The sequence below is a fragment of the Streptomyces sp. NPDC091387 genome (assembly GCF_044756945.1).
Lineage (GTDB): Bacteria > Actinomycetota > Actinomycetes > Streptomycetales > Streptomycetaceae > Streptomyces.
In genome coordinates this window covers 158,283-184,571 of sequence record NZ_JBIVTZ010000016.1, presented here as the reverse complement: position 1 = coordinate 184,571, position 26,289 = coordinate 158,283, and the positions used below count along the sequence as shown (strand labels likewise).

The following is a 26,289-nucleotide window of genomic DNA, read 5'->3' as shown; positions in this document are numbered from 1 at the left end:
CCGTCATGGCCGCCGAGCTCTCCCCGCACCTGCTGACCGAGAAGCACCGCCCCACGCTCGACCGGGCCCTCGACGCGATCCGCTCGCGTGCCTACTGGTCCCCGCACCCCGAGCACCCGAAGGCGTACGGCGAGGGCGGCTCCCCCGGCAGCCTGGGCGCCGCCGAGGGCAAGGCCGCCTTCGACGCCGTGCTGAACACCCGTATCGATCTCGGCCAGCCGGGCACCGACGGATGGACGGGCGGGGAGGTCTCCCCGTACGGACCGGAGCTCGGTGTCGAGTACCCGCACGCCGATCCGGACGTCCTGATCCCGGCGATGCGCGCGGGTATGCCGGCCTGGCGCGCGGCGGGACCGGAGACCAGGGCCCTGGTCTGCCTGGAGATCCTGGCCCGGATCAGCGCCCGCACCCATGAGTTCGGCCACGCGGTGATGCACACCAGCGGGCAGGCCTTCATGATGGCGTTCCAGGCCGGTGGCCCGCACGCCCAGGACCGCGGCCTGGAAGCGGTGGCGTACGCGTACGAGGAGCAGGTCCGCGCCCCGCACACCGCGGACTGGTCCAAGCCGCAGGGCAAGCGCGACCCGATCGAGCTGCACAAGACGTTCACCGCGGCGGGCCGCGGCATCTCGCTGCTGATCGGCTGCAACACCTTCCCCACGTGGAACGGCTATCCGGGCCTCTTCGCCTCTCTCGCCACCGGCAATCCCGTCCTGGTCAAGCCGCATCCCCGTGCGGTGCTTCCGCTGGCCCTCACGGTCCAGCTGGCGCGCGAGGTGCTCGCCGAGGCGGGCTTCGACCCCAACCTGGTCGCCCTGGCCGCGGAGCGGCCGGGCGAGGGCATCGCCAAGTCCCTGGCGGTCCGACCGGAGATCAGGATCATCGACTACACCGGTTCCACGGCGTTCGGTGACTGGCTGGAGGCCAACGCCCTTCAGGCACAGGTCTATACGGAGAAGGCCGGGGTCAACACGATCGTCCTCGACTCCACCGACGACTACCGCGGCATGCTCTCCAACCTGGCGTTCTCGCTCTCCCTCTACAGCGGCCAGATGTGCACCACCCCGCAGAACCTGCTGATCCCCCGGAACGGCATCACGACGGACATCGGCGAGAAGACGTACGACGACGTGGTCGGCGACATCGCCGCGGCGGTCACCGGGCTCCTGGGTGACGACGCGCGGGCGAACGCCCTGCTCGGCGCCCTGGTCAACCCGGATGTCCGGGCCCGTCTGGAGGAGGCCGCGAAGCTCGGCGAAGTCGCTCTGCCCTCCAAGGAGGTGGCCAACCCCGACTTCCCGAAGGCGGTGGTCCGTACGCCGCTCATCGTCAAGCTGGACGGCCCCAAGCCGGACGACGACTCCCCCTGCCTGTCGGAGTGCTTCGGCCCGGTCTCGTTCGCGGTCGCGGTCGACTCGACGGCGGACGCCGTGGAGCTGCTGCGCCGCACGATCCGCGACAAGGGCGCGATGACGGTGGGCGCGTACACCACATCACCCGAGGTGGAGGACGCGTTGGTGGACGTCTGCCTGGACGAGTCGGCCCAGCTCTCGCTGAATCTGACCAGCGGGGTGTACGTGAACCAGACGGCGGCGTTCTCCGACTTCCATGGCTCGGGCGGCAACCCGGCGGCCAACGCGGCCCTGTGCGACGGGGCCTTCGTCTCCAACCGCTTCCGCACCCTGGAAGTCCGCCGCCAGCGCTGACGGGCGCTTCCCGTCACCCCGTCCGGCACACCACTCAGCCCGTCCGGCGTTTGAGGACCGGGGGCCCGGGGGCAGAGCCCCCGGTTACGGGAAGGGGCGGGTAGGGGACAGCCGCCGCGGGCACCCCACCCGGCCCGCTCGTCCTCGCCCCGGTCCCTCACCCAGAGGCCGGGCCCGCCGCACCCGCACCCGCACCCGCACCCGCACCCGGAATATCCGCATACCGCTGCACCCACGCATGCATGGCAATCGCCGCCGCCGCACCCGCGTTGATCGACCGTGTGGATCCGAACTGCGCGATCGAGCACACCATCGACGCGTGCTTACGGGCCTCCTCGGTCAGTCCCGGCCCCTCCTGCCCGAACAGCAGCACACACCGCCGCGGCAGCTCGGTCCGCTCCAGCGGCACGGCGCCCGGCAGATTGTCGATGCCGATGATCGGGAGCCCCTCGGCCGCCGCCCAGGCAGTCAGATCCGTGGTCTCGGGATGGTGGCGGACATGCTGGTAGCGGTCGGTGACCATCGCCCCGCGGCGGTTCCAGCGCCGCCGCCCCACGATGTGGATCTCCTTGGCGAGGAAGGCGTTCGCCGTGCGCACCACCGAGCCGATATTGAAGTCGTGGCCCCAGTTCTCCACCGCCACGTGGAAGTCGTGCCGCCGCAGATCCAGATCGGCGACGATCGCCTCCCGGGTCCAGTACCGGTACGCGTCGCCCACATTGCGCCGGTCGCCGTGGGCGAGCAGCTCGGGGTCGTAACGCTCGCCCACGGGCCAGGGCAGCGGGTGCGGCCCGACGCCGATCTCCGTCCCGAACCCGTCGTCGTACTGGGCCGGCTCGTCCACCACGGGCGGCTCAGCCTCCACGGACGGCTCGGCCGTCGCGGACTCATCGGTCGACGGATTCCTGCTGGTACTGCCGGTGCTCCCGGTCTCGCTGCTCACCCGACGAGCGTATGGCCCCCGGAGTCGCTGTGCTGCGGTGCCTCCCGGTCCTCGGCGCCGCCCCGGGGCCCCGGCACCTGGCCGCGCGCCCGGAACAGCAGATCCCGCCCGAGCGCCGCCCGGCCCCCCAGCCACACCAGGAAGACGGTCGGCAGGAAGACGGCGTCCGCGGCGATCATGGCCATCGAGAAGAAGGGCAGCCCCAGCAGCAGGGCGATACCGGCGTGCTCGCCGATCATCACGACGAGCAGGACGTTCTTGACCCGCCGGTTGAACAGGGTGAACGGGAACGCGACCTGCACGATGACCGTGGCGTACGTCAGCACCATCACCATCACCCCGCTTGATGCGAGGATGTCCGAGAGGCCGGGCCACGGCGTGAAGTAGTCGAGCTTGAGCGGGTAGTAGAGCGCTGTGCCGTCCTGCCACCTCGTACCCTGGATCTTGTACCAGCCCGCGGTGGAGTAGATCAGGCAGACCTCGGCCATGATCACGACGAGGGTGGCGTTGTGGGCGAGATTGGCGATGACGTCGAGCAGGGTGCGCGGCTCGCTGTGCGGCGCGTACCGGTTCACGGCCCACCAGGCGCCGTGGCCGGTCCACAGAATCCAGAACAGCGCCGGCAGCCAGACGGTTCCGCCCAGGCTGTCCGTCACCGTGGCACCGATCAGAACGGCGCCGAACGCCACCCACAGCAGCGGACCGGCCACGTCCCCGCGCACCGGACGCCCGCCGCCGGCCTTCCTGTCCGGCTCAACACCCCCGTCCGCACCATCCGCTCCGGCCGCCCGCGCTCTGCGTGCCGCACGGCGGGCGTCCAGGGACCAGACCTGACCGCACCGGGTCAGCACCAGGTAGATCGCCATCAGATGGAGGACGTTGTCGCCGCCGTCACCCATGAAGATGCTGCGGTTCTGCAGCGAGAGCACACCGGCCATGAACAGCACGGACATGGCGCGGGTGTGCCAGCCCACCAGCAGCAGCGCGGCGGCGATCAGCGCCAGCGCGTACACGATCTCGAACCAGACGGTGCTGTCCGACCACATGAGTGTGGTGAAGGCCTGGTTGTTCGATATCAGCTTCTCCGCCATGTCCCAGCGCCACGGGGCGTCGGGGCCGTACATCTCGTGCCGGTGCGGCAGTTCCCGCAGCAGGAACAGCAGGTACGTGGCGGAGAAACCGATCCGGATGACGGCGCTCTGGTACGGGCCGAGGGACGAGGCGGTGATGCGCTGGACACCGCGGGCGAGCCTGCTGTCGCGGCCGGGGCGGGGCGTGCTCACTGGTCCGTCTCCTTCGGGTCCGCCGAGCCCTCGGGCAGGTCGGCTGCGGTGACGGTCCACCAGGGCAGGACCCGGTAGGACGGCTTCGTACTGATCTTCTCGTCGCTCCACGGGGGCGCCGGGACGGACCGCACCTCGGAGCGGACCTGGATCCGTTCGACGGTGCCGCCGTAGTCGTGTTCGCCGAGGCGCAGCATGACGATGCGGCGGACGTACTGCTCGGAGAGGTTGCCGCGCAGCCCGTTGGGCCGGTTCTGGTTGTCATGGGACCCGAGGTAGAAGTCCCAGCCCCGGCGGAGTTCGTTCTGCTGGACGTGGCTGGGCAGCGGATTGGCGCGTATCGCCTTGCCGTCCTCGCCGGAGAGATTCATCCAGGGGGTGGTACGACGGCCGTCGGCGCCGGCTATCTCAGCACGGACGTGCACGGCGATGTTCTGCTGCAGCGGATTGGGAGCGAAGAGCTTCCAGTTCTGCTCGAACTCGGGATAGACCCATTCGTCGATCGCCTTGCCGTGCTGCTTGGTCATCGTGTTGGAGGGGGCGACGTGCAGGAACACCATCGCCAGCTGAGTGCAGGTGATCAGCCCGATCACCGCCAGCGCCACAGCGGCGGCGACCTGGTACGGAAACGACAGCCCCGCCATTCCGGCACGAGGCTCCGGCCCGGAGCGCGGATCAGGCTCCGTCCGCGGCTCCGGCTCGTGGCGCGGTCCTGACTCGGGACCGGGCTCGGGTCCCGGCTCGGGAGGAGGCTGCGGACCGGGTTCGGTGCGCGGATCAGGAACCGTTGGAAGCGTCCCCGAATCGGGACCGGCAACGCGCCCGTCCCCGCCGCCGACGCCCCTGTCGTCGTACGAATCCATCCCGCCCCGATCCCCGTCGATCCCGGTCAGTTATCCACAGGGTTGACACCCTACGGGCCGCAGACTCACCATTGAAGTCATTGAACCGAACGATCGGTCGGTAGGGAGTCCGGGATGGCGGCAGTGACTGCGGGCCAGACAGCGCAGGCGACAGCGGGCAGTACTGATGGGGTGGACGGTGCCCTGGCAGCGGCCTTCGACGCCGCGGTGGCGGCCGACGAGCGCATCGAGCCGCGTGACTGGATGCCCGATGCCTACCGCGCCTCGCTGGTCAGGCAAATGGCTCAGCACGCCCACTCCGAAATCATCGGCATGCAGCCCGAGGCCAACTGGATCACGCGAGCGCCCTCGCTGCGCCGCAAGGCCATCCTGATCGCCAAGGTGCAGGACGAGGCGGGACACGGCCTCTATCTGTACAGCGCGGCCGAGACCCTGGGCACGGGCCGCGAGGAGCTGCTCGACAAGCTCCACGCGGGCCGTCAGCGGTATTCGTCGATCTTCAATTACCCCACCCTGACCTGGGCGGACGTGGGCGCGATCGGCTGGCTCGTGGACGGCGCCGCGATCACCAACCAGGTGCCTCTGTGCCGCTGCTCCTACGGCCCCTACGCCCGCGCGATGGTCCGTGTCTGCAAGGAGGAGTCCTTCCACCAGCGCCAGGGCTACGAACTGCTGCTGGCCCTCAGCGGCGGCACGGCCGCACAGCACGAGATGGCCCAGGACGCGGTGAACCGCTGGTGGTGGCCGTCCCTGATGATGTTCGGCCCGCCGGACGACGCCTCGTCGCACTCCGCCCAGTCGATGACCTGGAAGATCAAGCGGCATTCCAACGACGAGCTGCGGCAGCGCTTCGTCGACATCTGCGTCCCGCAGGCAGAGGTCCTGGGACTCACCCTCCCCGACCCGGACCTCCGGTGGAACGAGGAGCGCGGTCAGCACGATTTCGGGGCGATCGACTGGACGGAGTTCCAGGAGGTCCTGAAGGGCAACGGCCCGTGCAACGAGGAGCGCCTCACCCAGCGCCGCCGAGCACACGAGGGAGGCGCCTGGGTCCGCGACGCCGCCGCCGCGTACGCACAGAAGCAGACAGTGGTACCGACCGTGGAGGCGACAGCATGAGCAGCTCGACCGACTGGCCGCTGTGGGAGGTATTCGTCCGCTCGCGGCGCGGCCTCTCCCACACCCACGCCGGCAGCCTGCACGCCCCGGACGCCGAGATGGCCCTGCGCAACGCACGCGATCTGTACACGCGCCGGTCCGAAGGGGTCTCCATCTGGGTGGTGCCGTCCGCCCGGATCACGGCGTCCTCGCCGGACGAGAAGGACACGTTCTTCGAGCCGGCCGGCGACAAGCCCTACCGCCACCCGACGTTCTACGAGATCCCGGACGGGGTGAAGCACCTGTGACCGCGGCTCTCGCCCTGGGCGACGACGCGCTGGTGCTGTCGCACCGGCTGGGGGAGTGGGCGGGCCACGCCCCCGTGCTGGAGGAGGAAGTGGCCCTCGCCAACATCGCCCTGGACCTGCTGGGCCAGGCCCGCCTGCTGCTCTCCCTCGCCGGGGACGAGGACGAGCTCGCGTACCTGCGCGAGGAACGCGCCTTCCGCAACCTCCAGCTGGTCGAGCAGCCGAACGGCGACTTCGCCCACACCATCGCCCGCCAGCTCTACTTCTCCGTCCACCAGCACGGACTGTACGAGCAGCTGGCGGCCGGTGACGGCGAGTTCGCCGGGATCGCGGCCAAGGCCGTCAAGGAAGTCGCCTACCACCGGGACCACGCCGAGCAGTGGACACTGCGCCTCGGCGACGGCACGGCGGAGAGCCACGACCGGATGCAGCGCGCGGTGGACGCGCTGTGGCGTTTCACCGGTGAGCTGTTCCAGCCCGTCGAAGGTGTGGAGGTGGACTGGGAGGCCCTGCGGAACAACTGGCTGGCATCCGTCACCGCCGTGCTGGAACGGGCCACGCTGACCGTACCGGCCGGTCCGCGGTCCGGAGCCTGGACGGCCGGAGCAGGCCGGCAGGGCATCCACACGGAGCCCTTCGGCCGGATGATCGCCGAGATGCAGCATCTGCACCGCAGCCACCCGGGGGCGTCATGGTGACCCGGACGGCGCTGGAGGAGGAGCTGCGCCACCTCGCGGGCTCCGTCCCCGACCCCGAGTTGCCCGTGCTGACACTGGAGGAGCTGGGTGTGCTCCGAGGGGTCGAGGTACTCGCACCGGGCCGCGTCACGGTCCGGCTCACCCCCACCTACACCGGCTGCCCCGCGATAGAGGCGATGTCCATGGACATCGAGCGGGTGCTGCTCGACCACGGCATGACCGAGGTCTCCGTGGTCACCGTCCTCGCTCCCGCCTGGTCCACGGACGACATCAGCGCGGAAGGGCGGCGCAAGCTCACCGAGTTCGGCATAGCGCCCCCTCGGCCCCATGACGCGGCCTCCCCCGCCTCCGGGCCCGTGCCGCTCACCCTGTCGGTGCGCTGCCCGCACTGCGGCTCCACCGACACGGAGCTGCTGAGCCGGTTCTCGTCCACCGCCTGCAAGGCGCTGCACAGATGTGTGACCTGCCGCGAACCGTTTGATCACTTCAAGGAGTTGTAGATGTTCCATCCGCTCCGGGTCAGCGCGATCGAACGGCTCACGGACGATTCGGTCGCTGTCGACTTCACCGTGCCGCCGGAACTGCGCGAGACCTTCCGCCACAAGCCCGGCCAGCACCTCAACGTCCGCTACACCGTCGGCGGCGAGGAGGTCCGGCGCTCGTACTCGATCTGCGCACCGGCCACCGAGCGGCCGGCCGACCCGGAACTACGAGTGGGCATCCGTCTCGTCGACGGCGGCGCGTTCTCCACGTACGCGCTCAAGGAACTCACCGTCGGCGATCAGGTCGAGGCGATGCCTCCGATGGGCCGCTTCGTGCTCACGCCGCGCGCCGGGCAGTTCGCGGCGGTCGTCGGCGGCAGCGGGATCACGCCGGTGCTGTCCATCGCCGCGACGCTGCTGGCACGGGAGCCCGAGGCCTCGTTCTGCCTGATCCGCAGCGACCGGACCGCCGCGTCGACGATGTTCCTGGACGAGGTCGCCGACCTCAAGGACCGCTATCCGGACCGGTTCCAGCTGGTGACCGCGCTCTCCCGGGAGGAACAGCAGGCCGGCCTCCCCTCGGGCCGGCTGGACCGCGAGCGGCTCACCGATCTGCTGCCCGCGCTGCTGCCGGTGGCCGAGGTGGACGGCTGGTACCTGTGCGGCCCGCTCGGCCTGGTCCGGGCCACCGAGAGCGCGCTGCACGGTCTGGGCGTCGAGCGGACCCGCATCCACCAGGAGATCTTCCACGTCGACGACGGGCCAGGAACGTCCGCCCTGCCGCGGATCGAAACCCCGGCCGGCAGCATGCTCACGGCGACCCTGGACGGCCGCTCCGGCAAGTGGCCGGTGCAGGAGGGCGAGTCGCTGCTGGAGACGGTTCTCCGCAGCCGCTCGGACGCGCCGTACGCCTGCAAGGGGGGCGTGTGCGGGACCTGCAGGGCCTTCCTGGTCTCCGGTGAGGTGCGGATGGACCGCAACTTCGCGCTCGAACCGGAAGAGACAGGGGCGGGCTACGTGCTGGCCTGCCAGTCCCACCCGGTGACCGGGGAGGTGGAGCTCGACTTCGACCGGTGACAGCCCAGCACCTGCACCGCACGGCAGGCACTGCACCACACCGCACCGCACCTGTTCCCTTCTTGTAGAACCTGTTCTATCTTGACGCTCCGTCAGGTCCGGGTACGGGCGCAGCGGTTCGCGGGAGGCCAGGACAGTGGACTTCACCTTCACCGAGGAACAGCAGGCAGCCGTAGAGGCGGCACGGGCGGTCTTCTCGGGCGTGGTGCCCGACGCGGTCCCCAGCCCCGCACTCGTACCGGGTGCGGTGGCCGAGGACATCGACAGACCGCTGTGGGCCGGTCTCGCCGCAGGGGACCTGCTGAGCCTGACGTTGTCACCCGAGCACGGCGGGGCGGGTCTCGACCTAGTCGCGCTCTGCCTGGTACTGCGCGAGTCCGCGAAGGTTCTTGCGCGGGTCCCTCTGCTGGAGACGTGCGCGGTCGCGATGACGCTCCAGCGCTACGGGGACCAGGGGCTGGCCGCCGAGCTGCTGCCCGGCGTCGGCCGCGGTGAGCTGGTCCTCACCGTCGGAGCCAATGGGCGCACCGGCCACGATCCGGCCGAACTCGCCGTCACGGCCCGCCTCGACGGCGACCGCGCCGACGTCGGCGGGGGCGGAGACAGCGACGGCGACTCCGAAGCCGTCTGGGTACTCGACGGTGTGCAGTCGGCCGTGCCGTGGGCCCAGACCGCGAACTGGATCGCGGTGCCCGCCCACACGGGCGACGGCCGGGCCGTCCTGGCCCTGATCCGGCGCGGCCAGGACGGCGTCACCATCGCCGAGCAGGTCTCCACCAGCGGCGAACTCTTCGGCGAGGTACGGCTGGACGCGGTACGGATCACGCGCCGCGAGCTGATCGACGCCGCCGGCGCCTGGGAGTGGCTGCACGCGCTGCTCACCACCGGAACCTGCGCACTCGCGCTGGGCCTGGGTGAGGCCGTACTGGCCATGACGAGCCAGTACACCGGAAAGCGTGAGCAGTTCGGCTTCCCTGTGGCGACCTTCCAGTCCGTCGCCGTACAGACCGCGGACCGCTACATCGATCTGCGGGCCATGGAGGTGACCCTCTGGCAGGCCGCCTGGCGGATCGCCACCGGCGAGAGCGGGGCGCTGCCCCCTGCGGGCGATGTCGCCGTGGCGAAGATCTGGGCATCCGACGGGGTCCGCCGGGTCGTGCAGACGGCACAGCACCTGCACGGCGGCTTCGGCGCGGACACCGACTACCCCCTGCACCGCTTCCACGCCTGGGCGAAGCAGATCGAGCTCTCCCTCGGCCCGGCCGCGGCCCACGAAGAGGCACTGGGCGACCTACTGGCCGCGCACTCCCTCGACTGAACACCGCCGGGCCCCGAAGAGACGGTAGAGGCCCGGGGCAAGGAACCCGGGACGAAGGCCCCGGGGCAAAGAGCAAGGGGCAAGGGGCAAAGAGCCGAGGCCGGAGAAGCCCCGGTCAGACGACGAAGGCCGGGTTTCCGCTGTCGGTGACCATCGGGCGCCCGGCACCGTCCCAGGCGAGCATCCCGCCCTCGATGTTCACGGCGTCGACGCCCTGCTGCACCAGGTACTGGGTGACCTGGGCGGACCGGCCGCCGACCCGGCACATCACGTGCACGCGCCGGCCGTCCTCCGCCGCCTCGGTCAGCTCACCGAAGCGACCCACGAAGTCGCTCATCGGGATGTGCAGGGCGCCGTCGACGTGCCCGGCCGCCCATTCGTCGTCCTCCCGGACGTCCAGCACGAAGCCGTCCGCCGGCACCGCCGCGGCATCGACCGTGGGAAGCGGGCCGAAGTTCATGGGTCATGCCTTCTCTCGTGAATACGTGAATGCGTGAATGCGTGAATGCGCGAATGCGCGAATGCGCTCCGAAGTCACGGAAACGCTACTGCACCAGACCTGCCAGTTCAGTCTCTCGCTGCGACACCTCGCCCAGCAGCTGATCGGCGATCTCTTCGAGCAGGTGATCCGGATCGTCCGGGGCCATCCGCAGCATGGCGCCGATCGCGCTCTGCTCCAGCTCCTGGGCGAGCACCGTCAGCAGTTCCTTGCGCTGGGTCAGCCAGTTCAGCCGCGCGTAGAGCTCGTCGGCCTCGCCGAGCTCCGCCTCCGGGGCAGCCGGCCCGGCCGCCCACTCCTGGGCCAGTTCCTTGAGCAGTGCCTCGTCCCCACGGCCGTATGCGGCGTTGACGCGGGTGATGAACTCGTCCCGGCGGGCCCGCTCCTCCTCGTCCTGGGCCAGGTCCGGGTGGGCCTTGCGCGCCAGCTCGCGGTACAGCTTGCGGGCCTCCTCGGTCGGCCGGACCCGCTTCGGCGGCCGGACGGGCTGCTCGGTCAGCATCGCGCTCGCCTCGGGGGACAGCCCGTCGGAGTCCATCCAGTCGTGGAACAGCTCGTCGACGCCCGGCATGGGCATCACGATCGCCCGCGCCTCCTGCGCCTTGCGCAGATCCTCGGGATCGCCGGTCCGCGCGGCCCGTGCCTCCGCGATCTGCGCATCGAGCTCATCGAGACGCGCGTACATCGGGCCGAGCCGCTGGTGGTGCAGCCGGGAGAAGTTCTCCACCTCGACCCGGAAGGTCTCCACCGCGATCTCGAACTCGATCAGGGCCTGCTCGGCCACCCGCACGGCGTGCGCGAGCCGTGCCTCGGGCCGCGCCTGCTCGGCGGACCCGCCGCCTTCCCCGCCGGCGGTTCCGCCGTCAGCTCCGCCCGCCTCTGCGGTACCGGGCGCCGCAGTACCGGCCTCGGCAGTACCGGCGTCTGCGGCATCGGTGGCCGGGGCTCCGCCAGGAGCGGTCTCCGCGTGCGGTTCGGCCGGACGGCCTGGCTGCTCGTGCTGCCGGTCGTGGTCCTGCCGGTCATCGTCGTTCCGGGTGGTCGGCACCCCGGCGGCTTCGTGGGTCACCCGTCCAGCGTATGGCCACGGCCCACGCCCCCGGGACGCGCGGTCGGCGGAACGGGCGTCATACGCCCGGCTCGGCGGCTGTCCGGCCCGTGCCTATCGCCCGCACCAGCTCGGCGTGGTCCGCCTCCGTACGGTCCGCGTAGGTCACCGCGAACGCCGCCACCGCCTCGTCCAGCTCGTCGTTCTTGCCGCAGTAGCCCGCGATCAGCCTCGGATCGGCGCTGTGCGCGTGGGCTCGGGCCAGCAGCGCGCCGGTCATCCGGCCGTAGTCGTCGACCTGGTCGGCTGCCAGGGCCGCCGGATCGACGCTGCCCTTGCGGTTCCTGAACTGCCTGACCTGGAAGGGCCGCCCGTCCACGGTCGCCCAGCCCAGCAGCATGTCGCTGACGACCTGCATCCGCTTCTGCCCGAGCACGACTCGACGCCCCTCGTGCGCCACCTCCGGCACGTCGAAGCCCACGGCGGGCAGATGGGGTGCCAGCACCGAGGGCCTGGCCTCCTTCACCTGCAGCACCAGCGGCTCACCCCGGTGATCCAGCAGCAGCACCACATACGACCGGGTGCCCACGCTCCCCGTGCCTACCACCCGGAACGCCACATCGTGGATCGCGTACCGGGCGAGCAGCGGAACCCGGTCCTGCGAGACGGTGCCCAGGTAGTCGCCGAGCCCCGCAGCCACGGACGCGGCCTCCTCGTCCGGCACCCGGCGCAGCACCGGCGGTGCGTCGACGAATCGGCGGCCGCCGTCCCCGGAGTCCTCCGTGGACTTCGCGGCGAAGCGTGCGCTGGTGTTGCTGCGGGCCTTCTCGGAGACCCGCTCCAGTGTGCCGAGCAGATCCCGCGCGTCCGTGTGCGAGACGAGTTCCTCGTCGGCGATGGCGTTCCAGGCGTCGAGCGCGGGCATCTTGGCCAGCAGCCGCATCGTCCGCCGGTAGGCGCCCACCGTGTCGTACGCACCCCTGCGGCAGGTCTCCTCGTCGGCGCCCGCCTCGCGGCCCGCGAGCACCAGCGAGGTGGCGAGGCGCTTGAGATCCCACTCCCACGGACCGGTCACCGTCTCGTCGAAGTCGTTCAGGTCGATGACCAGGTTGCCCCGCGCGTCGCCGTACAGACCGAAGTTGGCCGCGTGGGCGTCACCGCAGAGCTGGGCTCCCACCCCGGTGACGGGGGTGCCCACCAGATCGTGGGCCATCAGCCCGGCCGAGCCCCGGAGGAAGGCGAACGGGGTGGCAGCCATCCGCCCCACCCGGATCGGCGTGAGCGCGGGCACCCGGCCCCGGTTGGACTCCTCGACCGCCCGCACCGCATCGGGCCGGCCCGCCGGCAGCACCAGCGACTCGTGCGCGGACCTGGGCACCCGCTCCCGCAGCGCCTTGCCCGCTTCCCTCGGCGACTGCGGACCGCCCCGGTCCTTCGGGTGAGCGCGGCGGGCGAACCCGGGCACCACCGGAATGCGCGGAGCGTCCTTCGCCGCCCGCTGCACCGGCACGGTCGCTTCGATTTCACCCATGGCGCACCGCTCCCCCGACCTCGCCCGATGCCGCCGTCCGGCGCCCCCGGTACAACATCAACTGCCGACGACGGTACCGCCGTTCACCGGCACCCGTCTGCCCCTGTGGATGACCGGCCAGACTACCTGTGGACAACTTCCCGGCCCCGACCCACCGGTCCCCGCCCTGCCCGTCCCCGCCCGCCCCAGCCCGTCGGCTAACAGCTGCCGCCGCCGCCCTCCTTGAGATGCGTCTCGGCCCAGCGCCCCAGTTCTTTGAGCGCGGGCTCCATCGCGGCACCGGCCTGCGTCAGGCGGTAGGAGACCCGCAGCGGCGGACCCTCGTCGACTTCCCGGACCACCAGGCCCGCCGTCCCCAGTTCGGACAGCCGGTCCGAGAGCATGCGCTCGCTGATGCCGGGAATCGCCCGCCGCAGATCGGCGAAGTGAACGGGCTGCTGGAGCAGCACCGAGACGATCGGCCCCGTCCAGCGCTTGCCGAACAGCTCGAAGACGCGACTGATGCTCACGTCGACCCGCCGGCACGCCTGCTCGCTGTGATCCGCCATAAGCCCAGAGTACTGCGCCGGCATGAGGGGCTTACGATTAGTAAGTCACTATGTTATCAATAGGGACGTACGAAAGCTTGGCCCGCCACACCGGCCCGCCACCGCACCGAAACCCCACCGCGCCACCGACACCCGTGGAGACCCTCATGGCCACACTTCTGCACCTCGACTCCGCCGTCTTCCCCCAGGGCTCCGCGTCGCGCGAGGTCACCGCCGCATTCGTGCAGGCCTGGACCGAGCAGCACCCCGACGGACAGGTCATCTACCGCGACCTCGCCGCCGACCCGCTGCCGCACCTGGACGCCGCAGCCGTCGTCGCCGGCGTCGAGCACCCGCTGCGTGGCGAACTCGCCGCCGAGCTGGCCGCCGCCGACGCGGTCCTGATCGGTGCGCCGATGTACAACTTCACGATTCCGTCGACGCTGAAGGCGTGGCTCGACCACGTGATCATCGTCGGCCACAACGTCGGCCCTGACAGCCCGGTGGCCGGCACCCCGATCACCGTCGTCGCCAGTCGCGGCGGTTCCTACGCCGCCGGCACCCCGCGTGCGGGGGCCGAGTTCGTCCAGAACTATCTGGCGACGCTGCTGACGGCCATGTTCGCCGCCGAGGTCGACTTCATCGTCCCGGAGCTGACCCTGGCCCACAGCAAGCCGGAGATGGCCGAGCTCATCCCGCTCGCCGAGACCTCCCGCACCAAGGCACTCGCCGACGCCGCGGAGAAGGCCAAGAGCCTCGCGTCCCGACTCGCCGCCTGAGGCAACTGCGGCGACCGAGACGCACAAGACACCTGAGACGCCCGAGACACCCGGCACACCCGGCATACGGGAATTCGCAGGGCAAAGGGGCACGCAACAAGGGAGGCCGGGGTCAACGGACCCCGGCCTTCCCGCATAACGATCCCACCACTCCTGAACCCGCCACGAAAACCCGCGGAGGCCCGACCACCACCACAGAAGTCCCGCCGGCGCCTCCACCGACGCCCCCCTCCAGCGCCCCACCTGAGGCCTCGCCACGGACCTCACCAGGACCCCACCAGGACCCCACCAGGCAGAACCAATCGGGCGTTTCACGTGAAACCAAGCCCGGCCTCGATCCGCACCGGACGCGGCGGCCGCCCCCAACCAGCCCCGAGCGGGAGCACATACCCGGAGCGCAGACCCCGAGGGCAAACCGAAGAAGCCCCGCAGACCGTGGTCTGCGGGGCTTCCATCTTGTGCGCGAGGGGGGATTTGAACCCCCACGTCCCTAAGGACACTGGCACCTGAAGCCAGCGCGTCTGCCGTTCCGCCACTCGCGCAAGAATGGTGTTCCAGAATCTCCCACTTTTCGGTGCGAGCCCCTGGCGACATCACGAAGATTAGCACGCTGGACAGGGCGGATTCACATCCGTTTGTTTCGCCGAACGCCTGACGGGAACCGGGAACCCGGAGCCGCCGCCCCCCACTCCTCCTGAGTGCACCCAAGGTGCGGGACACTGTCAGGAGGCCACCTCTACGATCCGTGTGAGGGGGGACACTCATCCGCAGTGCAGACAAGGGGAACCAGCCGATTTCCCGACGCGTGGATACGATCAGTAAGCAGTACAGGGACGACGACACCGGAGGAGGTGCCCCATGGGAGTCATGAAGCGTTTCGAGCAACGTCTCGAAGGTCTCGTCAATGGCACTTTCGCCAAGGTCTTCAAGTCCGAGGTGCAGCCGGTCGAGATCGCTGGAGCCCTCCAGCGGGAGTGCGACAACAACGCCACCATCTGGAACCGCGAGCGGACCGTCGTCCCCAACGACTTCATCGTAGAACTCAGCGCCCCCGACTACGAGCGGCTCAGCCCGTACTCGGGCCAGCTGGGCGACGAGCTCTCCGGACTGGTGCGGGACTACGCCAAGCAGCAGCGGTACACCTTCATGGGCCCCATCAAGGTCCATCTGGAGAAGGCCGACGACCTCGACACCGGCCTCTACCGGGTCCGCAGCCGCACTCTGGCATCGAGTTCGTCACAGCAGGGCCAGCCCGACCAGCAGGGGTTCCAGAACGAGCCAGGACAGCCGGCCCAGCCCGCGCGTCCCGGCCAGGGGCGCCCCGCCGCCCCGCAGGCCCCCGGCGGCTACGGCTACCCGCCCACCTCCGCCCCGCCCATGCCCGCGGCCCCGCCGCCGGGCCCCGGGCGTCCCGCGACACCCGCATCCGACCGGCGCCCGCCGGCCAATCCCAGCCCCCTGCCGAACACGCAGGTGCGACGCTGGATCGAGATCAACGGCACCCGCCATCAGATCTCCCGCCCGACGTTGGTGATGGGCCGCAGCACCGACGCCGACGTGCGGATCGACGACCCCGGCGTTTCCCGTCGGCACTGTGAGATCCGGACCGGAACGCCCTCGACGATCCAGGATCTCGGGTCTACCAACGGCATCGTGGTAGACGGGCAGCACACAACCCGCGCTACGCTCCGCGACGGCTCGCGGATCGTCGTGGGCAACACCACCATCGTTTACCGGCAAGCCGAAGGGTGAAGCGGGGGCAATGTCAGAGCTGACCCTTACGGTCATGCGGCTAGGTTTTCTGGCTGTTCTGTGGCTGTTCGTGATCGTGGCCGTCCAGGTCATCCGCAGCGACCTGTTCGGAACGCGCGTAACGCAGCGCGGCTCACGCCGCACTGCGTCCGACGCGCGCCCGCCACAGGCACGCCAAACCGCCGCGGCACCGCCGCAGCAACGCCAGCAGCCCGGCCGCCAGCGCCGGGGCTCACCGACGAAGCTGGTCGTGTCCGAGGGCACCCTCACCGGCACCACGGTGGCGCTCCAGGGCCAGACCATCTCGCTCGGCCGGGCCCATGACTCAACGATCGTGCTGGACGACGACTACGCGTCCAGCAGGCATGCCAGGATCTACCCCGACCGTGACGGCCAGTGGATCGTCGAGGATCTCGGGTCCACCAACGGCACGTATCTGGACCGGACCCGTCTCACCACCCCGACGCCTGTTCCGCTGGGCGCGCCGATCCGGATCGGCAAGACCGTCATCGAGCTGCGGAAGTAGTACGACAATGAGCGAGCGGAGCGAGCCGGCCGCGGCGGTCCGGGCATCGGACCCGGCCAGGCTCCCGACCGGAGGGTGGGCAGTGTGGCTCGAGACCGGCTGTACCCCGAACCGACGGGCGAGGTGCGCATGAGTCTTTCCCTGCGCTTCGCCGCCGGATCGCACAAGGGCATGATCCGGGAAGGCAACGAGGACTCCGGCTATGCCGGACCGCGTCTTCTCGCCATCGCCGACGGGATGGGCGGCCAGGCAGCCGGTGAGGTCGCCAGCTCCGAGGTGATCTCCACGCTCGTCCAGCTGGACGACGACGTACCCGGCTCCGACATCCTCACCTCGCTCGGCACGGCGGTCCAGCGGGCCAACGACCAGCTGCGCATGATGGTCGAGGAGGACCCACAACTGGAGGGCATGGGCACCACGCTCACCGCTCTCCTCTGGACCGGCCAGCGCCTCGGCCTCGTCCACGTCGGCGACTCACGCGCGTACCTGCTGCGTGACGGCGTGCTGACCCAGATCACGCAGGACCACACCTGGGTCCAGCGGCTGGTCGACGAGGGCCGGATCACCGAGGAGGAGGCCACCACCCACCCGCAGCGCTCCCTGCTGATGCGCGCGCTGGGCAGTGGCGACCACGTCGAACCCGATCTCTCCATCCGTGAGGTCCGGGCCGGCGACCGTTACCTGATCTGTTCCGACGGCCTCTCCGGCGTCGTCTCCCACCAGACGATGGAGGAGACCCTCGCCAGCTACCAGGGCCCGCAGGAGACCATCCAGGACCTGATCCAGCTCGCCCTGCGCGGCGGTGGCCCGGACAACATCACCTGCATCGTCGCGGACGTCCTCGACGTCGACAGCAACGACACCCTGGCCGGGCAGCTCAACGACACCCCGGTCATCGTCGGCGCGGTCGCGGAGAACCAGGCCGCCCAGCTGAACGACGGCGGCGCGATGGAGACCCCCGCCGGACGGGCGGCAGGCCTCGGCCGCCCCGTCCCGCCGCCCGCGGGTGGCTTCGGCCCTCCCGGCAGCGGTGACGACTCCGGCTACGACGGAATGCCGGACGGGTCCTTCGGGTCCTACTCCGACGAGGACTTCGTCAAGCCCGGCGGCCGCAGGTGGCTCAAGAGGTCGCTGTACGTCGTGCTCGCACTGGCGGTCATCGGCGGCGGTCTGTACGGCGGTTACCGCTGGACCCAGACCCAGTTCTACGTCGGCGCGAAGAACGACAACGTCGCGCTGTACCGGGGCATCAGCCAGGACCTCGCCTGGGTCTCGCTCTCGAAGGTGGAGAGCGACCACCCCGAGATCGAACTCAAGTACCTCCCGGCGTACCAGCGCAAGCAGGTCGAGGCGACCATCGCCGAGGGCAACCTCGCCGACGCCCGCGAGAAGGTCACCGAACTCTCCACCCAGGCCAGCGCCTGCAAGAAGGACGCGGAGCGCCGAGCCGCCGAGAAGAACGCCCCCAGCGACGAGGGCCAGGCCGGCAGTACGGACACGGATGCCACCAAGACGTCCTCGACGTCCGGCACCGCCAAGACCAAGCACACTTCAGCGACTCCCACTCCTGGTCCCAGCCTCTCGGAGGAAGAGAAGAAGCTGGTCCCGCAGTGCGGTAAGCAGTAAAGCCGTAGGGGGCCTTCAGCACCATGAGCGTTGTCACCAACACAACCACCATCGGCGCGATCGACGCACCGAGCCGGCGCAACACCGAACTGATGATGATGGTCTTCGCCATCGGCATCTCGGTGTTCGCCTACGCCAACGTGGGCCTGGCCATGGACGGCGAGCTGCCCTCCGGCATGTTCGGATACGGGCTCGGCCTGGTCCTGCTCGGCGGCGTGGCCCACCTCGTGGTGCGCAAGTTCGCCCCGTACGCGGACCCGCTGCTGCTGCCGCTGGCCACACTGCTCAACGGGCTGGGGCTGGTGCTGATCTGGCGGCTGGACCAGTCGCCGAAGCTGATCAGGGACGCCAAGAACCTCTACGGAGTCTTCACCCCCTCCGCTCCCCGTCAGCTGATGTACTCCGCGGTCGGCGTGGCTCTGTTCGTCGGTGTGCTGATCCTGCTCAAGGACCACCGCATCCTGCAGCGCTACACGTACATCTCGATGGTGGCGGCGCTGATCCTGCTGATCCTGCCGATGTTCTTCCCCGGCAAGTTCGGCGCCAAGATCTGGATCACGATCGCCGGTTTCTCCATCCAGCCCGGAGAGTTCGCGAAGATCATCATCGCGATCTTCTTCGCGGGCTACCTCATGGTCAAACGCGATGCGCTGGCCCTCGCCAGCCGCCGTTTCATGGGGTTGTACCTGCCACGCGGCCGTGACCTGGGACCTATCCTCGTCATCTGGGTGCTGTCGATCCTGATCCTGGTCTTCGAGACGGACCTCGGAACGTCGCTCCTGTTCTTCGGCCTCTTCGTGATCATGCTGTACGTCGCGACGGAGCGGACCAGCTGGATCGTCTTCGGTCTGCTGATGTCCGCGGTCGGAGCGGTGGGTGTCTCCACGTTCGAGTCCCATGTGCAGCAGCGTGTGGACGCGTGGATGGATCCGTTCGCCTGCTACAAGACGGACGGCGCATGCGAGCAAATCGGCAATGCCATCATGTCCTTCGGATCCGGTGGCACTCTCGGCAGCGGCTGGGGTCAGGGCCACTCCGACCTGATCGGCTTCGCCGCCAACGCCGACTTCATCCTCTCCACCGTCGGTGAGGAACTCGGTCTCGCCGGCATGATGGCCGTCCTGCTGGTCTACGGTCTGATCGTCGAGCGCGGTGTCCGTACCGCCCTCGCCGCCCGCGACCCGTTCGGCAAGCTCCTCGCCATCGGCCTCTCCGGCGCCTTCGCCATCCAGGTCTTCGTCGTCGCCGGTGGTGTCATGGGCCTCATCCCGCTGACCGGTATGACGATGCCGTTCCTCGCCGCCGGCGGTTCGTCCGTGATCGCCAACTGGGCCCTGATCGGGGTCCTGATCCGCATCAGCGACACCGCGCGCCGCCCCGCGCCCTCCCCCGCGCCTACCTCCGACGCCGAGATGACCCAGGTGGTCCGCCCGTGAACAAGCCCCTGCGCCGGATCGCGATCTTCTGCGGAATCCTCATCCTGGCTCTGCTCGTCCGCACCAACTACCTCCAGTACGTCCGGGCCGACGAGCTCGACACCCGTAAAGAGAACCGCCGCGTCCGTATCGAGCGGTACGCCCACGAGCGCGGCGACATCATCGTCGACGGCGGCAAGGCCGTCACCGGGTCCAAGGAGACCAAGGACAGCGACTTCAAGTACAAGCGGGTCTGGCAGGACGGACCGATGTGGGCCCCCGTCACCGGCTACTCCTCGCAGGCCTTCGGCGCCACCCAGCTGGAGAGCATCGAGGACGGCATCCTCACCGGCAACGACGACCAGCTCTTCTTCGACCGCACCAAGTCGATGTTCACCGGCGACAAGAAGCAGGGCGGCAACGTCGTCACCACGCTCAACTCCGCCGCGCAGAAGGCCGCCTTCACGGGCCTCGGCGACAAGAAGGGCGCCGTCGCCGCTCTCGACCCGCAGACCGGCGCCATCCTGGCGCTCGCCAGCACGCCCTCGTACGACCCCTCGGTCTTCGCGGGCAACTCCGACAAGGACTCCAACGCCTGGCAGGCGCTCCAGAAGGACAAGGACAAGCCGACGCTCAACCGAGCCTTGCGCGAGACCTACCCGCCCGGCTCGACCTTCAAGGTCGTCACCGCGGCGGCCGCCCTGGAGAACGGCCTCTACACGGACATCGACGCCAAGACGAGGTCCCCGCTGCCCTACCGCCTCCCCCTGAGCACCAAGAACCTGGACAACGAGAACAACATCCCGTGTGAGAACGTCTCGCTCCGGGAAGCGCTGCGGATGTCCTGCAACAGCGTCTTCGGCAAGATCAGCGATGACCTCGGCAACCAGAAGATGATCGACGAGGCCGACAAGTTCGGCTTCAACAAGGAAGTCTTCGTTCCGGTCCGCACCAACGCGAGCATCTACCCCAAGGACAACCGGCCACAGAACGCCATGGCGGGCATCGGCCAGGCGTCCAACCGCGCCACCCCGCTCCAGATGGCGATGGTCGCCTCCGCGATCGCCAACGACGGCAAGCTGATGCAGCCGTACATGGTCGCCAAGCGGCAGTCGCCCAGCCTGGACGACATCTACACCCACCAGCCGGAACAGCTCAGCCAGCCGCTCTCTGCTGAGAACGCCCAGAAGCTCCAAGAGATGATGAAGACCGTCGTCGAGTCGGGAACCGGCAGCAACGCCAAGATCCCCGGCGTCACCGTCGGCGGCAAGACGGGTACGGCGCAGCACGGTCTCGGCAACAGCGAGAAGCCGTACGCCTGGTTCATCTCGTACGCGAAGACCGACAGCGGCTCTCCCGTCGCCGTCGCCGTGGTCGTCGAGGACAGCAAGGCCAACCGCGACGACGTCTCCGGCGGCGGTCTGGCCGCCCCCATCGCGAAGGCCGTCATGCAGGCGGTCATCGACGGCAAGAAGTGACGCCCGTCACGCCGGGCACCATATCCGCACGTTGGGATACCGGTCGGATATCAGGTACGGGCTGCGGGCTGATCAGGTAGAGCGCGGCCGGTAGCGTATGCGCGAACAGCACACCGCCGGACCACACACCGGTGCGGTCAGGACTGACGGAGAGGGCTGGAACAGTTATGGAAGAGCCGCGTCGCCTCGGCGGCCGGTACGAGCTGGGCTCGGTGCTCGGCCGTGGTGGCATGGCCGAGGTATACCTCGCCCACGACACCCGGCTCGGCCGCACCGTAGCTGTGAAGACGCTGCGGGCGGACCTCGCCCGCGACCCGTCCTTCCAGGCCCGGTTCCGCCGTGAGGCCCAGTCCGCCGCCTCGCTCAACCATCCGGCGATCGTCGCGGTGTACGACACCGGTGAGGACTACGTCGACGGGGTCTCGATCCCGTACATCGTCATGGAGTACGTCGACGGCTCGACGCTCAGAGAGCTGCTGCACTCGGGCCGCAGGCTGCTGCCGGAGCGCACGCTCGAAATGACGGTCGGCATCCTCCAGGCACTGGAGTACTCGCACCGTGCGGGCATCGTCCACCGTGACATCAAGCCGGCCAACGTCATGCTGACGCGCACCGGCCAGGTCAAGGTCATGGACTTCGGCATCGCCCGCGCCATGGGCGACTCCGGTATGACGATGACCCAGACCTCGGCCGTCATCGGCACCGCCCAGTACCTCTCCCCGGAGCAGGCCAAGGGCGAGCAGGTCGACGCGAGATCAGACCTGTATTCGACCGGTTGCCTGCTCTACGAGCTGCTGACGGTCCGGCCGCCGTTCATCGGCGACTCACCTGTCGCGGTCGCCTACCAGCACGTACGGGAAGAGCCGCAGACCCCCAGCAACTTCGACCCCGAGATCACGCCCGAGATGGACGCGATCGTGTTGAAGGCCCTGGTCAAGGACCCGGACTACCGCTACCAGTCGGCCGACGAGATGCGCGCCGACATCGAGGCCTGCCTCGACGGCCAGCCGGTCACCGCGGCGATGGGCGCGGCCGGCTACGGCGGCTACGACGGGTACGGCAACGACCAGCCCACCACCGCCCTGCACTCCGCGGACCCGAACGGCGCCCAGACGTCGATGCTGCCCCCGGTAAACCCGGAAGACGGCGGCTACGGCTACGACGACCGGCCCGGCCGCCGCCGTCAGAAGAAGAGCAACACCTCGACGATCCTGCTGGTCGTCGCGGGCATCCTGGTGCTGATCGGGGCGGTCCTGATCGGCAAGGCGGTCTTCGGTGAAACGAACAGCGGCGCCGACGAGTTCAAGGTGCCCGACATGGTCGGTTCGACCGTCAAGGAAGCACAGGGGCTCGCGGACAACGCCAACATCGTGCTCAAGATCGGCCCGAAGGAAGCGTGCAAGGACCAGCCCAAGAACAAGATCTGCCGCCAGACCCCGACGACTGACGAGAAGATGGCCGAGAAGGAGACCGTCACGGTCTTCGTCTCCACCGGTGCGCCGAAGGTCAGCGTCCCGGACGTCACTGGGGATTCCGAGAACAGCGCGCGCAAGCTCCTTGAGGAGCAGGGCTTCACGGTCACCGTCCATTCGGTCGAGTCCGCAGACGCCCAGCCGGGCACCGTGCTCGAGCAGTCGCCGAAGGGCAACGCCAAGGCCGAGAAGAACTCCGAGGTGAAGCTCTCGGTCGCCAAGCGGGACACGGCATCTCTGCCGGACCTCCAGGGGCGGACTTTCGACCAGGCAGTGGCCCAGCTCTCCCCCCTCGGCTTCACCAACGTCGCTCAGAAATCGGTGGACTCGACCGAACCTGCGGGGACGGTCGTCGACCAGAAACCGGCCGGCCCGAGCCAGCAGCCGAAGGACGTCCAGATCATCCTGAATGTGTCCAAGGGCCCGCCGGAGCCGACGACAAAGCCCGTTCCCGAGGTCAGGACGAAGAAGGTCTCCGAGGCCAAGCAGATCCTGAACGATGCCGGCTTCACGAACATCCAGTTCGCGGAGAACAGCTCGGACAATGACGAAGCCAGGGTGACCGGCATCGACCCGCAGCCGAACACCCAGGCCGACCCGGCGAACACCACCATCACCCTCACCACGATGGGCGGCGACGGTCCCGGCGGCGGAGACGGGAACATCTTCGGCGGCCCGTCCGGCTCCCGGCACTGACCGCGTCCCACCCCGTCCGCGCGTCCGGCACGGACACAGCGCAGGGCCCCGGCACCGCAACGGTGACCGGGGCCCTGCGCTGTGTCTACGGACGGGAAGGGGGGCAGGGATGGGGAACAGGAGCGGGAGCGGGACGGACGCGCGTCAGCGCAGCTCCGCCGGCTTCGTACGGTCGCGGTCGACCTTCTCCGTACGGACCAGCTCGCCCCACACGATGTAGCGGTACTTCGACGTGAAGACGGGCGTGCACGTCGTCAGCGTGATGTAGCGGCCGGGCTTCTTCTTGCCCGAGCCCTTCGGGACCTCCTGGAGCACGTCGACGTTGTACTTCGACGTCTCCGGAAGCTCCTTGAAGACCTTGTAGACGTACCAGGTGTCCTTGGTCTCGAAGACGACCGCGTCCCCGGTCCGCACCTTGTCGATGTTGTGGAACTTCGCCCCGTGGCCGTCCCGGTGGGCGGCCAGGGTGAAGTTGCCCTTCTCCGCGGAGGGGAGCGCCGACTTCACCGGGTCGGTGTAGTAGCCGGCGACGCCGTCGTTGAGGTTCTCGGTATCGGTGCCCTTCTTGACGAGCACCTCGCCGTTCCTCATCGACGGGACGTGCAGGAAGCCGATGCCGTCCTTGGTGTCCAGCGCCCCCGGGCCGTCGGCCCAGCGGTCGCGGACGGTGTGGCCCTGCTTGGTGGCCTCGCGGTCGGCGAGCACGTTCGTCCACCACAGGGAGTAGACGACGAAGAGCCCGAGCACCAGGCCCGCGGTGATCAGGAGTTCACCGAAGACGCTGACCGCGGTCGCGATGGGATGGCGGCCCCTGCGCCGCACCGGGGGCGCGGACTCGCCGGTCTGCTCTTGGTCCTCGGTCCTCGCTGCCACCGCACCGCCCCTGTCGTGATGATGTTCGGCCCGTTCAGCCCACGAGCGCGTCGGGCTTTCCCTTGCTGCGCGGCCGTTCGTCGACCATCTTGCCCCAGACGATCAATCGGTACGTACTCGTGAATTCGGGCGTACAGGTCGTCAATGTGATGTACCGACCGGGCTTGGTGAATCCGGACTGCGGCGGCACCGGGCCGATCACCGACACATTGGACGGCGAGGTCTGGGGCAGCACGCTCGTCATCTCGTACGTGTAGTAGGCGTCCTGCGTCTCGACCACGATCGAGTCACCGGGGCTCAGCCGGTTGATGTAGCGGAACGGCTCGCCGTGGGTGTTGCGGTGGCCGGCCAGCGCGAAGTTGCCCTGCTTGGCCGAGGGCATCGCCGTGCGCAGCGGGTCCTCGCCGTAGTGGCCGACCATGCCGCGGTCGAGGACCTTGTCCTTGCTGGTGCCCTCGGCGATCGGCGTGACCACGTCCAGCTTCGGGATGTGGATGATGGCGAAACCCTGCCCGGCCTCGAACACGCCGGGGGCACGTTTGCCGCTGGCCCAGTCGTCCTGGATCTTGTGCGTCTCGTTGCCGGCGATCTGGTCGGCGCGCACGTTGGTCCACCACAGCTGGTACGTGACGAACAGCAGCATCAGCACGCCCAGCGAGATGAACAGCTCGCCGACCACCCGGCTGGCCACGACCGCCGGGCTGTCCTTGGCCGCCCGCGCCGCCCGTCGCGCCTCGACGCGTGACATCGGCTTCGCGGGGCCGGCCGGTCCGGATCCCGGCCCCGGCTGCGGGTCGGGCCGTCTGCGGCCGCGGCCCCTGGCCGCACGGCGCCGTTCGGCCCGGCCCCCGGTACCGGGCGCTTCCGCGGACTCCGCGGATCCCACATCCGGCCCGGCAGGTACGGCAGGTACGGCAGGTACGGCGGATTCGGCAGGTACGACCGGTCCGGCAGGTACGGCTGCCATGACCTCCGTGGCGTCCTCGGCCGCCGGATCGCGTTCCGGTTCCGGGCGGTGTTCCGGGCGGTGTTCCGTCCGCGCGCGGGGGACGACCGGGGGAACTATTCGCCGGGTGCCCGGCGTCCGCAGTGCGACGGTCTCGTCCTGACGCGGGGGCACTGCGGCCGGGCCCGCCGGGACGGGCGCCTGCCGCCCGTACCAGTCCCGTTCGTACCCCTCGGGGTCGTACCACTCACGCGGAGGGTCCTGAGCCGTCTGCGGCCCGTGTGGCGCCTGCGCAGACCGCGTACCGGCGCCGCCCGGCGCGCTGCCCGGGTCCGCCGTCCCCCCGGCGACGTCCTCCGCCCGGGACCAGGGTGCGGCGTGCTCCCCCGGCAACGGGTCGTTCAACGGGTCCGCCAACTGGCCGACCGCCGCCTCGAACGCGCCTGCGGCCTCGTACGTCCCCTCTTCGTGCGGGCCGTCCTGACCGGCGTCGCGGCCGTGGCGGGGTGGGGTCACGCGACGGCCTTGCCCACCACCGGCGCGAGTCCCGCCGACCTCTCGACGGCTCCGGCGTCACCGCACTGCGCCAGCCAGTTCGCCAGCATCAGATGACCGTGCTCGGTGAGCACCGACTCCGGATGGAACTGCACTCCCTCGACCGCGAACTCCCGGTGCCGCAGCCCCATGATGATGCCGTCGGGCGTGCGCGCCGTGACCTCCAGCTCCTCGGGGACCGTGTCCGGTTCGGCGGCGAGCGAGTGGTAGCGGGTCGCGGTGAAGGGGGAGGGCAGACCGGCGAAGACACCCTTGCCCTCGTGGGTCACCGGGGACGTCTTGCCGTGCAGCAGTTCGGGGGCGCGGTCCACGACACCGCCGTACGCCACCGCCATCGACTGCATCCCGAGGCAGACCCCGAAGACCGGGACGCCGGTCGCCGCGCAGTGCCGCACCATGTCGATACAGACGCCCGCGTGCTCGGGGGTGCCGGGGCCCGGCGAGAGCAGGACGCCGTCGAAGCCGTCCTGGGCGTGGGCCGTGGTCACCTCGTCGTTGCGCAGCACCTCGCACTCGGCGCCCAGCTGGTACAGGTACTGCACGAGGTTGAAGACGAAGCTGTCGTAGTTGTCGACGACCAGGATGCGGGCGCTCATCGGCCGACCCCCGTCGCGCCCGCGCTGTCGACCGTCACGTCGCCGAACGGAAGCAGTGGCTCCGCCCACGGGAAGACGTACTGGAACAGCACATAGACAACCGCCAGGGCGAGGACGAGCGAGATGACCCCGCGCAGCCACACGTTGCCCGGCAGATGACGCCAGATCCAGCCGTACATGCTGACCCCTCCATT

Annotated in this window: 25 protein-coding genes and 1 tRNA gene; 14 read left to right on the top strand and 12 right to left on the bottom strand. The window is 69.7% G+C overall.

Annotation, left to right across the window (positions count from 1 at the left end; all coding sequences use genetic code 11):
- Positions 1-5: 5 nt before the first annotated feature.
- Positions 6-1,706: a phenylacetic acid degradation protein PaaN gene (gene paaN / locus ACIQM0_RS30275; RefSeq protein WP_401292624.1), complete on the top strand. Its 1,701-nt coding sequence runs from the start codon at positions 6-8 to the stop codon at positions 1,704-1,706.
- A gap of 157 nt (positions 1,707-1,863) precedes the next feature.
- Here paaN and ACIQM0_RS30270 read toward each other — a convergent pair whose 3' ends face one another.
- Genes ACIQM0_RS30270 through ACIQM0_RS30260 form a run of 3 tightly spaced genes read right to left on the bottom strand, consistent with a single transcriptional unit; the run spans position 1,864 to position 4,795 of the window.
- Positions 1,864-2,649, bottom strand: a complete 786-nt coding sequence (locus ACIQM0_RS30270; protein WP_401292621.1) for a TrmH family RNA methyltransferase — start codon at positions 2,647-2,649, stop codon at positions 1,864-1,866.
- A complete protein-coding gene (locus tag ACIQM0_RS30265; protein WP_401292619.1) occupies positions 2,646-3,932 on the bottom strand; it encodes an HTTM domain-containing protein in 1,287 nt (428 codons plus the stop codon). Before ACIQM0_RS30265 ends, ACIQM0_RS30270 begins: the two co-directional genes overlap by 4 nt.
- On the bottom strand, positions 3,929-4,795 hold the full coding sequence (locus ACIQM0_RS30260) for a DUF5819 family protein (protein WP_401292617.1): 867 nt from the start codon (positions 4,793-4,795) through the stop codon (positions 3,929-3,931). Before ACIQM0_RS30260 ends, ACIQM0_RS30265 begins: the two co-directional genes overlap by 4 nt.
- A 114-nt stretch (positions 4,796-4,909) precedes the next feature.
- On the opposite strand from ACIQM0_RS30260, the gene paaA reads away from it, so the two are divergent.
- From paaA to ACIQM0_RS30230, 6 genes are all read left to right on the top strand, one after another.
- Positions 4,910-5,914, top strand: a complete 1,005-nt coding sequence (gene paaA / locus ACIQM0_RS30255; protein ID WP_401292615.1) for a 1,2-phenylacetyl-CoA epoxidase subunit PaaA — start codon at positions 4,910-4,912, stop codon at positions 5,912-5,914.
- Positions 5,911-6,201, top strand: a complete 291-nt coding sequence (paaB, locus tag ACIQM0_RS30250; RefSeq protein WP_123524905.1) for a 1,2-phenylacetyl-CoA epoxidase subunit PaaB — start codon at positions 5,911-5,913, stop codon at positions 6,199-6,201. The genes paaA and paaB overlap by 4 nt, the downstream gene beginning before the upstream one ends.
- Entirely contained in the window at positions 6,198-6,899 is a 702-nt protein-coding gene (gene paaC, locus ACIQM0_RS30245; RefSeq protein ID WP_401292612.1) for a 1,2-phenylacetyl-CoA epoxidase subunit PaaC, read from the top strand. Before paaB ends, paaC begins: the two co-directional genes overlap by 4 nt.
- Positions 6,893-7,399 carry a 1,2-phenylacetyl-CoA epoxidase subunit PaaD gene (gene paaD, locus ACIQM0_RS30240; RefSeq protein ID WP_401292610.1) on the top strand — a complete coding sequence of 169 codons (507 nt, stop codon included), beginning with the start codon at positions 6,893-6,895 and terminating at the stop codon, positions 7,397-7,399. Before paaC ends, paaD begins: the two co-directional genes overlap by 7 nt.
- Positions 7,400-8,458 carry a 2Fe-2S iron-sulfur cluster-binding protein gene (locus ACIQM0_RS30235; RefSeq protein WP_401292608.1) on the top strand — a complete coding sequence of 353 codons (1,059 nt, stop codon included), beginning with the start codon at positions 7,400-7,402 and terminating at the stop codon, positions 8,456-8,458. It begins immediately after the preceding gene.
- A gap of 136 nt (positions 8,459-8,594) precedes the next feature.
- A complete protein-coding gene (locus ACIQM0_RS30230; RefSeq protein WP_401292606.1) occupies positions 8,595-9,776 on the top strand; it encodes an acyl-CoA dehydrogenase family protein in 1,182 nt (393 codons plus the stop codon).
- A 115-nt stretch (positions 9,777-9,891) separates the two neighbouring features.
- Here the strand turns inward: ACIQM0_RS30230 and ACIQM0_RS30225 are convergent, their stop codons facing one another.
- From ACIQM0_RS30225 to ACIQM0_RS30210, 4 genes are all read right to left on the bottom strand, one after another.
- On the bottom strand, positions 9,892-10,236 hold the full coding sequence (locus tag ACIQM0_RS30225; protein WP_401292604.1) for a rhodanese-like domain-containing protein: 345 nt from the start codon (positions 10,234-10,236) through the stop codon (positions 9,892-9,894).
- Positions 10,237-10,321: 85 nt separating this feature from the next.
- Positions 10,322-11,344, bottom strand: coding sequence for a J domain-containing protein (locus ACIQM0_RS30220; RefSeq protein WP_401292601.1), 1,023 nt, complete (start codon positions 11,342-11,344; stop codon positions 10,322-10,324).
- Positions 11,345-11,402: 58 nt separating this feature from the next.
- Positions 11,403-12,854 (bottom strand): DUF2252 domain-containing protein, encoded by a 1,452-nt coding sequence (locus ACIQM0_RS30215; protein WP_401292600.1) that lies wholly within the window; start codon positions 12,852-12,854, stop codon positions 11,403-11,405.
- 197 nt (positions 12,855-13,051) lie between these two features.
- Positions 13,052-13,402, bottom strand: a complete 351-nt coding sequence (locus ACIQM0_RS30210; protein WP_385036845.1) for a winged helix-turn-helix transcriptional regulator — start codon at positions 13,400-13,402, stop codon at positions 13,052-13,054.
- A 146-nt stretch (positions 13,403-13,548) separates the two neighbouring features.
- Here ACIQM0_RS30210 and ACIQM0_RS30205 point away from each other — a divergent pair, with 146 nt between their 5' ends.
- The gene (locus tag ACIQM0_RS30205) at positions 13,549-14,160 is read left to right on the top strand and encodes an FMN-dependent NADH-azoreductase (RefSeq protein ID WP_401292597.1); all 612 of its coding nucleotides are present in this window, start codon (positions 13,549-13,551) and stop codon (positions 14,158-14,160) included.
- A gap of 459 nt (positions 14,161-14,619) precedes the next feature.
- Here ACIQM0_RS30205 and ACIQM0_RS30200 read toward each other — a convergent pair.
- Positions 14,620-14,702 (bottom strand) — tRNA-Leu (locus ACIQM0_RS30200).
- Between the two features lie 316 nt (positions 14,703-15,018).
- Between ACIQM0_RS30200 and ACIQM0_RS30195 the strand changes: the two genes are divergently transcribed.
- The 6 genes from ACIQM0_RS30195 (at position 15,019) to pknB (ending at position 23,125) form a co-directional block, all read left to right on the top strand.
- On the top strand, positions 15,019-15,912 hold the full coding sequence (locus ACIQM0_RS30195; protein WP_401292594.1) for an FhaA domain-containing protein: 894 nt from the start codon (positions 15,019-15,021) through the stop codon (positions 15,910-15,912).
- A gap of 10 nt (positions 15,913-15,922) precedes the next feature.
- Positions 15,923-16,438, top strand: a complete 516-nt coding sequence (locus ACIQM0_RS30190; RefSeq protein WP_362953316.1) for an FHA domain-containing protein — start codon at positions 15,923-15,925, stop codon at positions 16,436-16,438.
- A 129-nt stretch (positions 16,439-16,567) separates the two neighbouring features.
- Positions 16,568-18,064 (top strand): Stp1/IreP family PP2C-type Ser/Thr phosphatase, encoded by a 1,497-nt coding sequence (locus ACIQM0_RS30185; RefSeq protein WP_401292591.1) that lies wholly within the window; start codon positions 16,568-16,570, stop codon positions 18,062-18,064.
- A 23-nt stretch (positions 18,065-18,087) separates the two neighbouring features.
- A complete protein-coding gene (locus ACIQM0_RS30180) occupies positions 18,088-19,500 on the top strand; it encodes an FtsW/RodA/SpoVE family cell cycle protein (protein WP_401292589.1) in 1,413 nt (470 codons plus the stop codon).
- Positions 19,497-20,957, top strand: a complete 1,461-nt coding sequence (locus ACIQM0_RS30175; RefSeq protein WP_401292586.1) for a peptidoglycan D,D-transpeptidase FtsI family protein — start codon at positions 19,497-19,499, stop codon at positions 20,955-20,957. The genes ACIQM0_RS30180 and ACIQM0_RS30175 overlap by 4 nt, the downstream gene beginning before the upstream one ends.
- Before the next feature lie 167 nt (positions 20,958-21,124).
- Positions 21,125-23,125 (top strand): Stk1 family PASTA domain-containing Ser/Thr kinase, encoded by a 2,001-nt coding sequence (gene pknB / locus ACIQM0_RS30170; RefSeq protein ID WP_401292584.1) that lies wholly within the window; start codon positions 21,125-21,127, stop codon positions 23,123-23,125.
- A gap of 144 nt (positions 23,126-23,269) precedes the next feature.
- Here the strand turns inward: pknB and ACIQM0_RS30165 are convergent, their stop codons facing one another.
- The 4 genes from ACIQM0_RS30165 to ACIQM0_RS30150 are packed head-to-tail and all read right to left on the bottom strand — an operon-like array spanning position 23,270 to position 26,274.
- Positions 23,270-23,998 (bottom strand): class E sortase, encoded by a 729-nt coding sequence (locus ACIQM0_RS30165; protein ID WP_401292581.1) that lies wholly within the window; start codon positions 23,996-23,998, stop codon positions 23,270-23,272.
- 34 nt (positions 23,999-24,032) lie between these two features.
- The gene (locus tag ACIQM0_RS30160) at positions 24,033-25,460 is read right to left on the bottom strand and encodes a class E sortase (protein ID WP_401292579.1); all 1,428 of its coding nucleotides are present in this window, start codon (positions 25,458-25,460) and stop codon (positions 24,033-24,035) included.
- On the bottom strand, positions 25,457-26,095 hold the full coding sequence (locus ACIQM0_RS30155; RefSeq protein WP_363068199.1) for an aminodeoxychorismate/anthranilate synthase component II: 639 nt from the start codon (positions 26,093-26,095) through the stop codon (positions 25,457-25,459). Before ACIQM0_RS30155 ends, ACIQM0_RS30160 begins: the two co-directional genes overlap by 4 nt.
- Entirely contained in the window at positions 26,092-26,274 is a 183-nt protein-coding gene (locus ACIQM0_RS30150) for a hypothetical protein (protein WP_363021024.1), read from the bottom strand. The genes ACIQM0_RS30155 and ACIQM0_RS30150 overlap by 4 nt, the downstream gene beginning before the upstream one ends.
- Positions 26,275-26,289 lie beyond the last annotated feature (15 nt).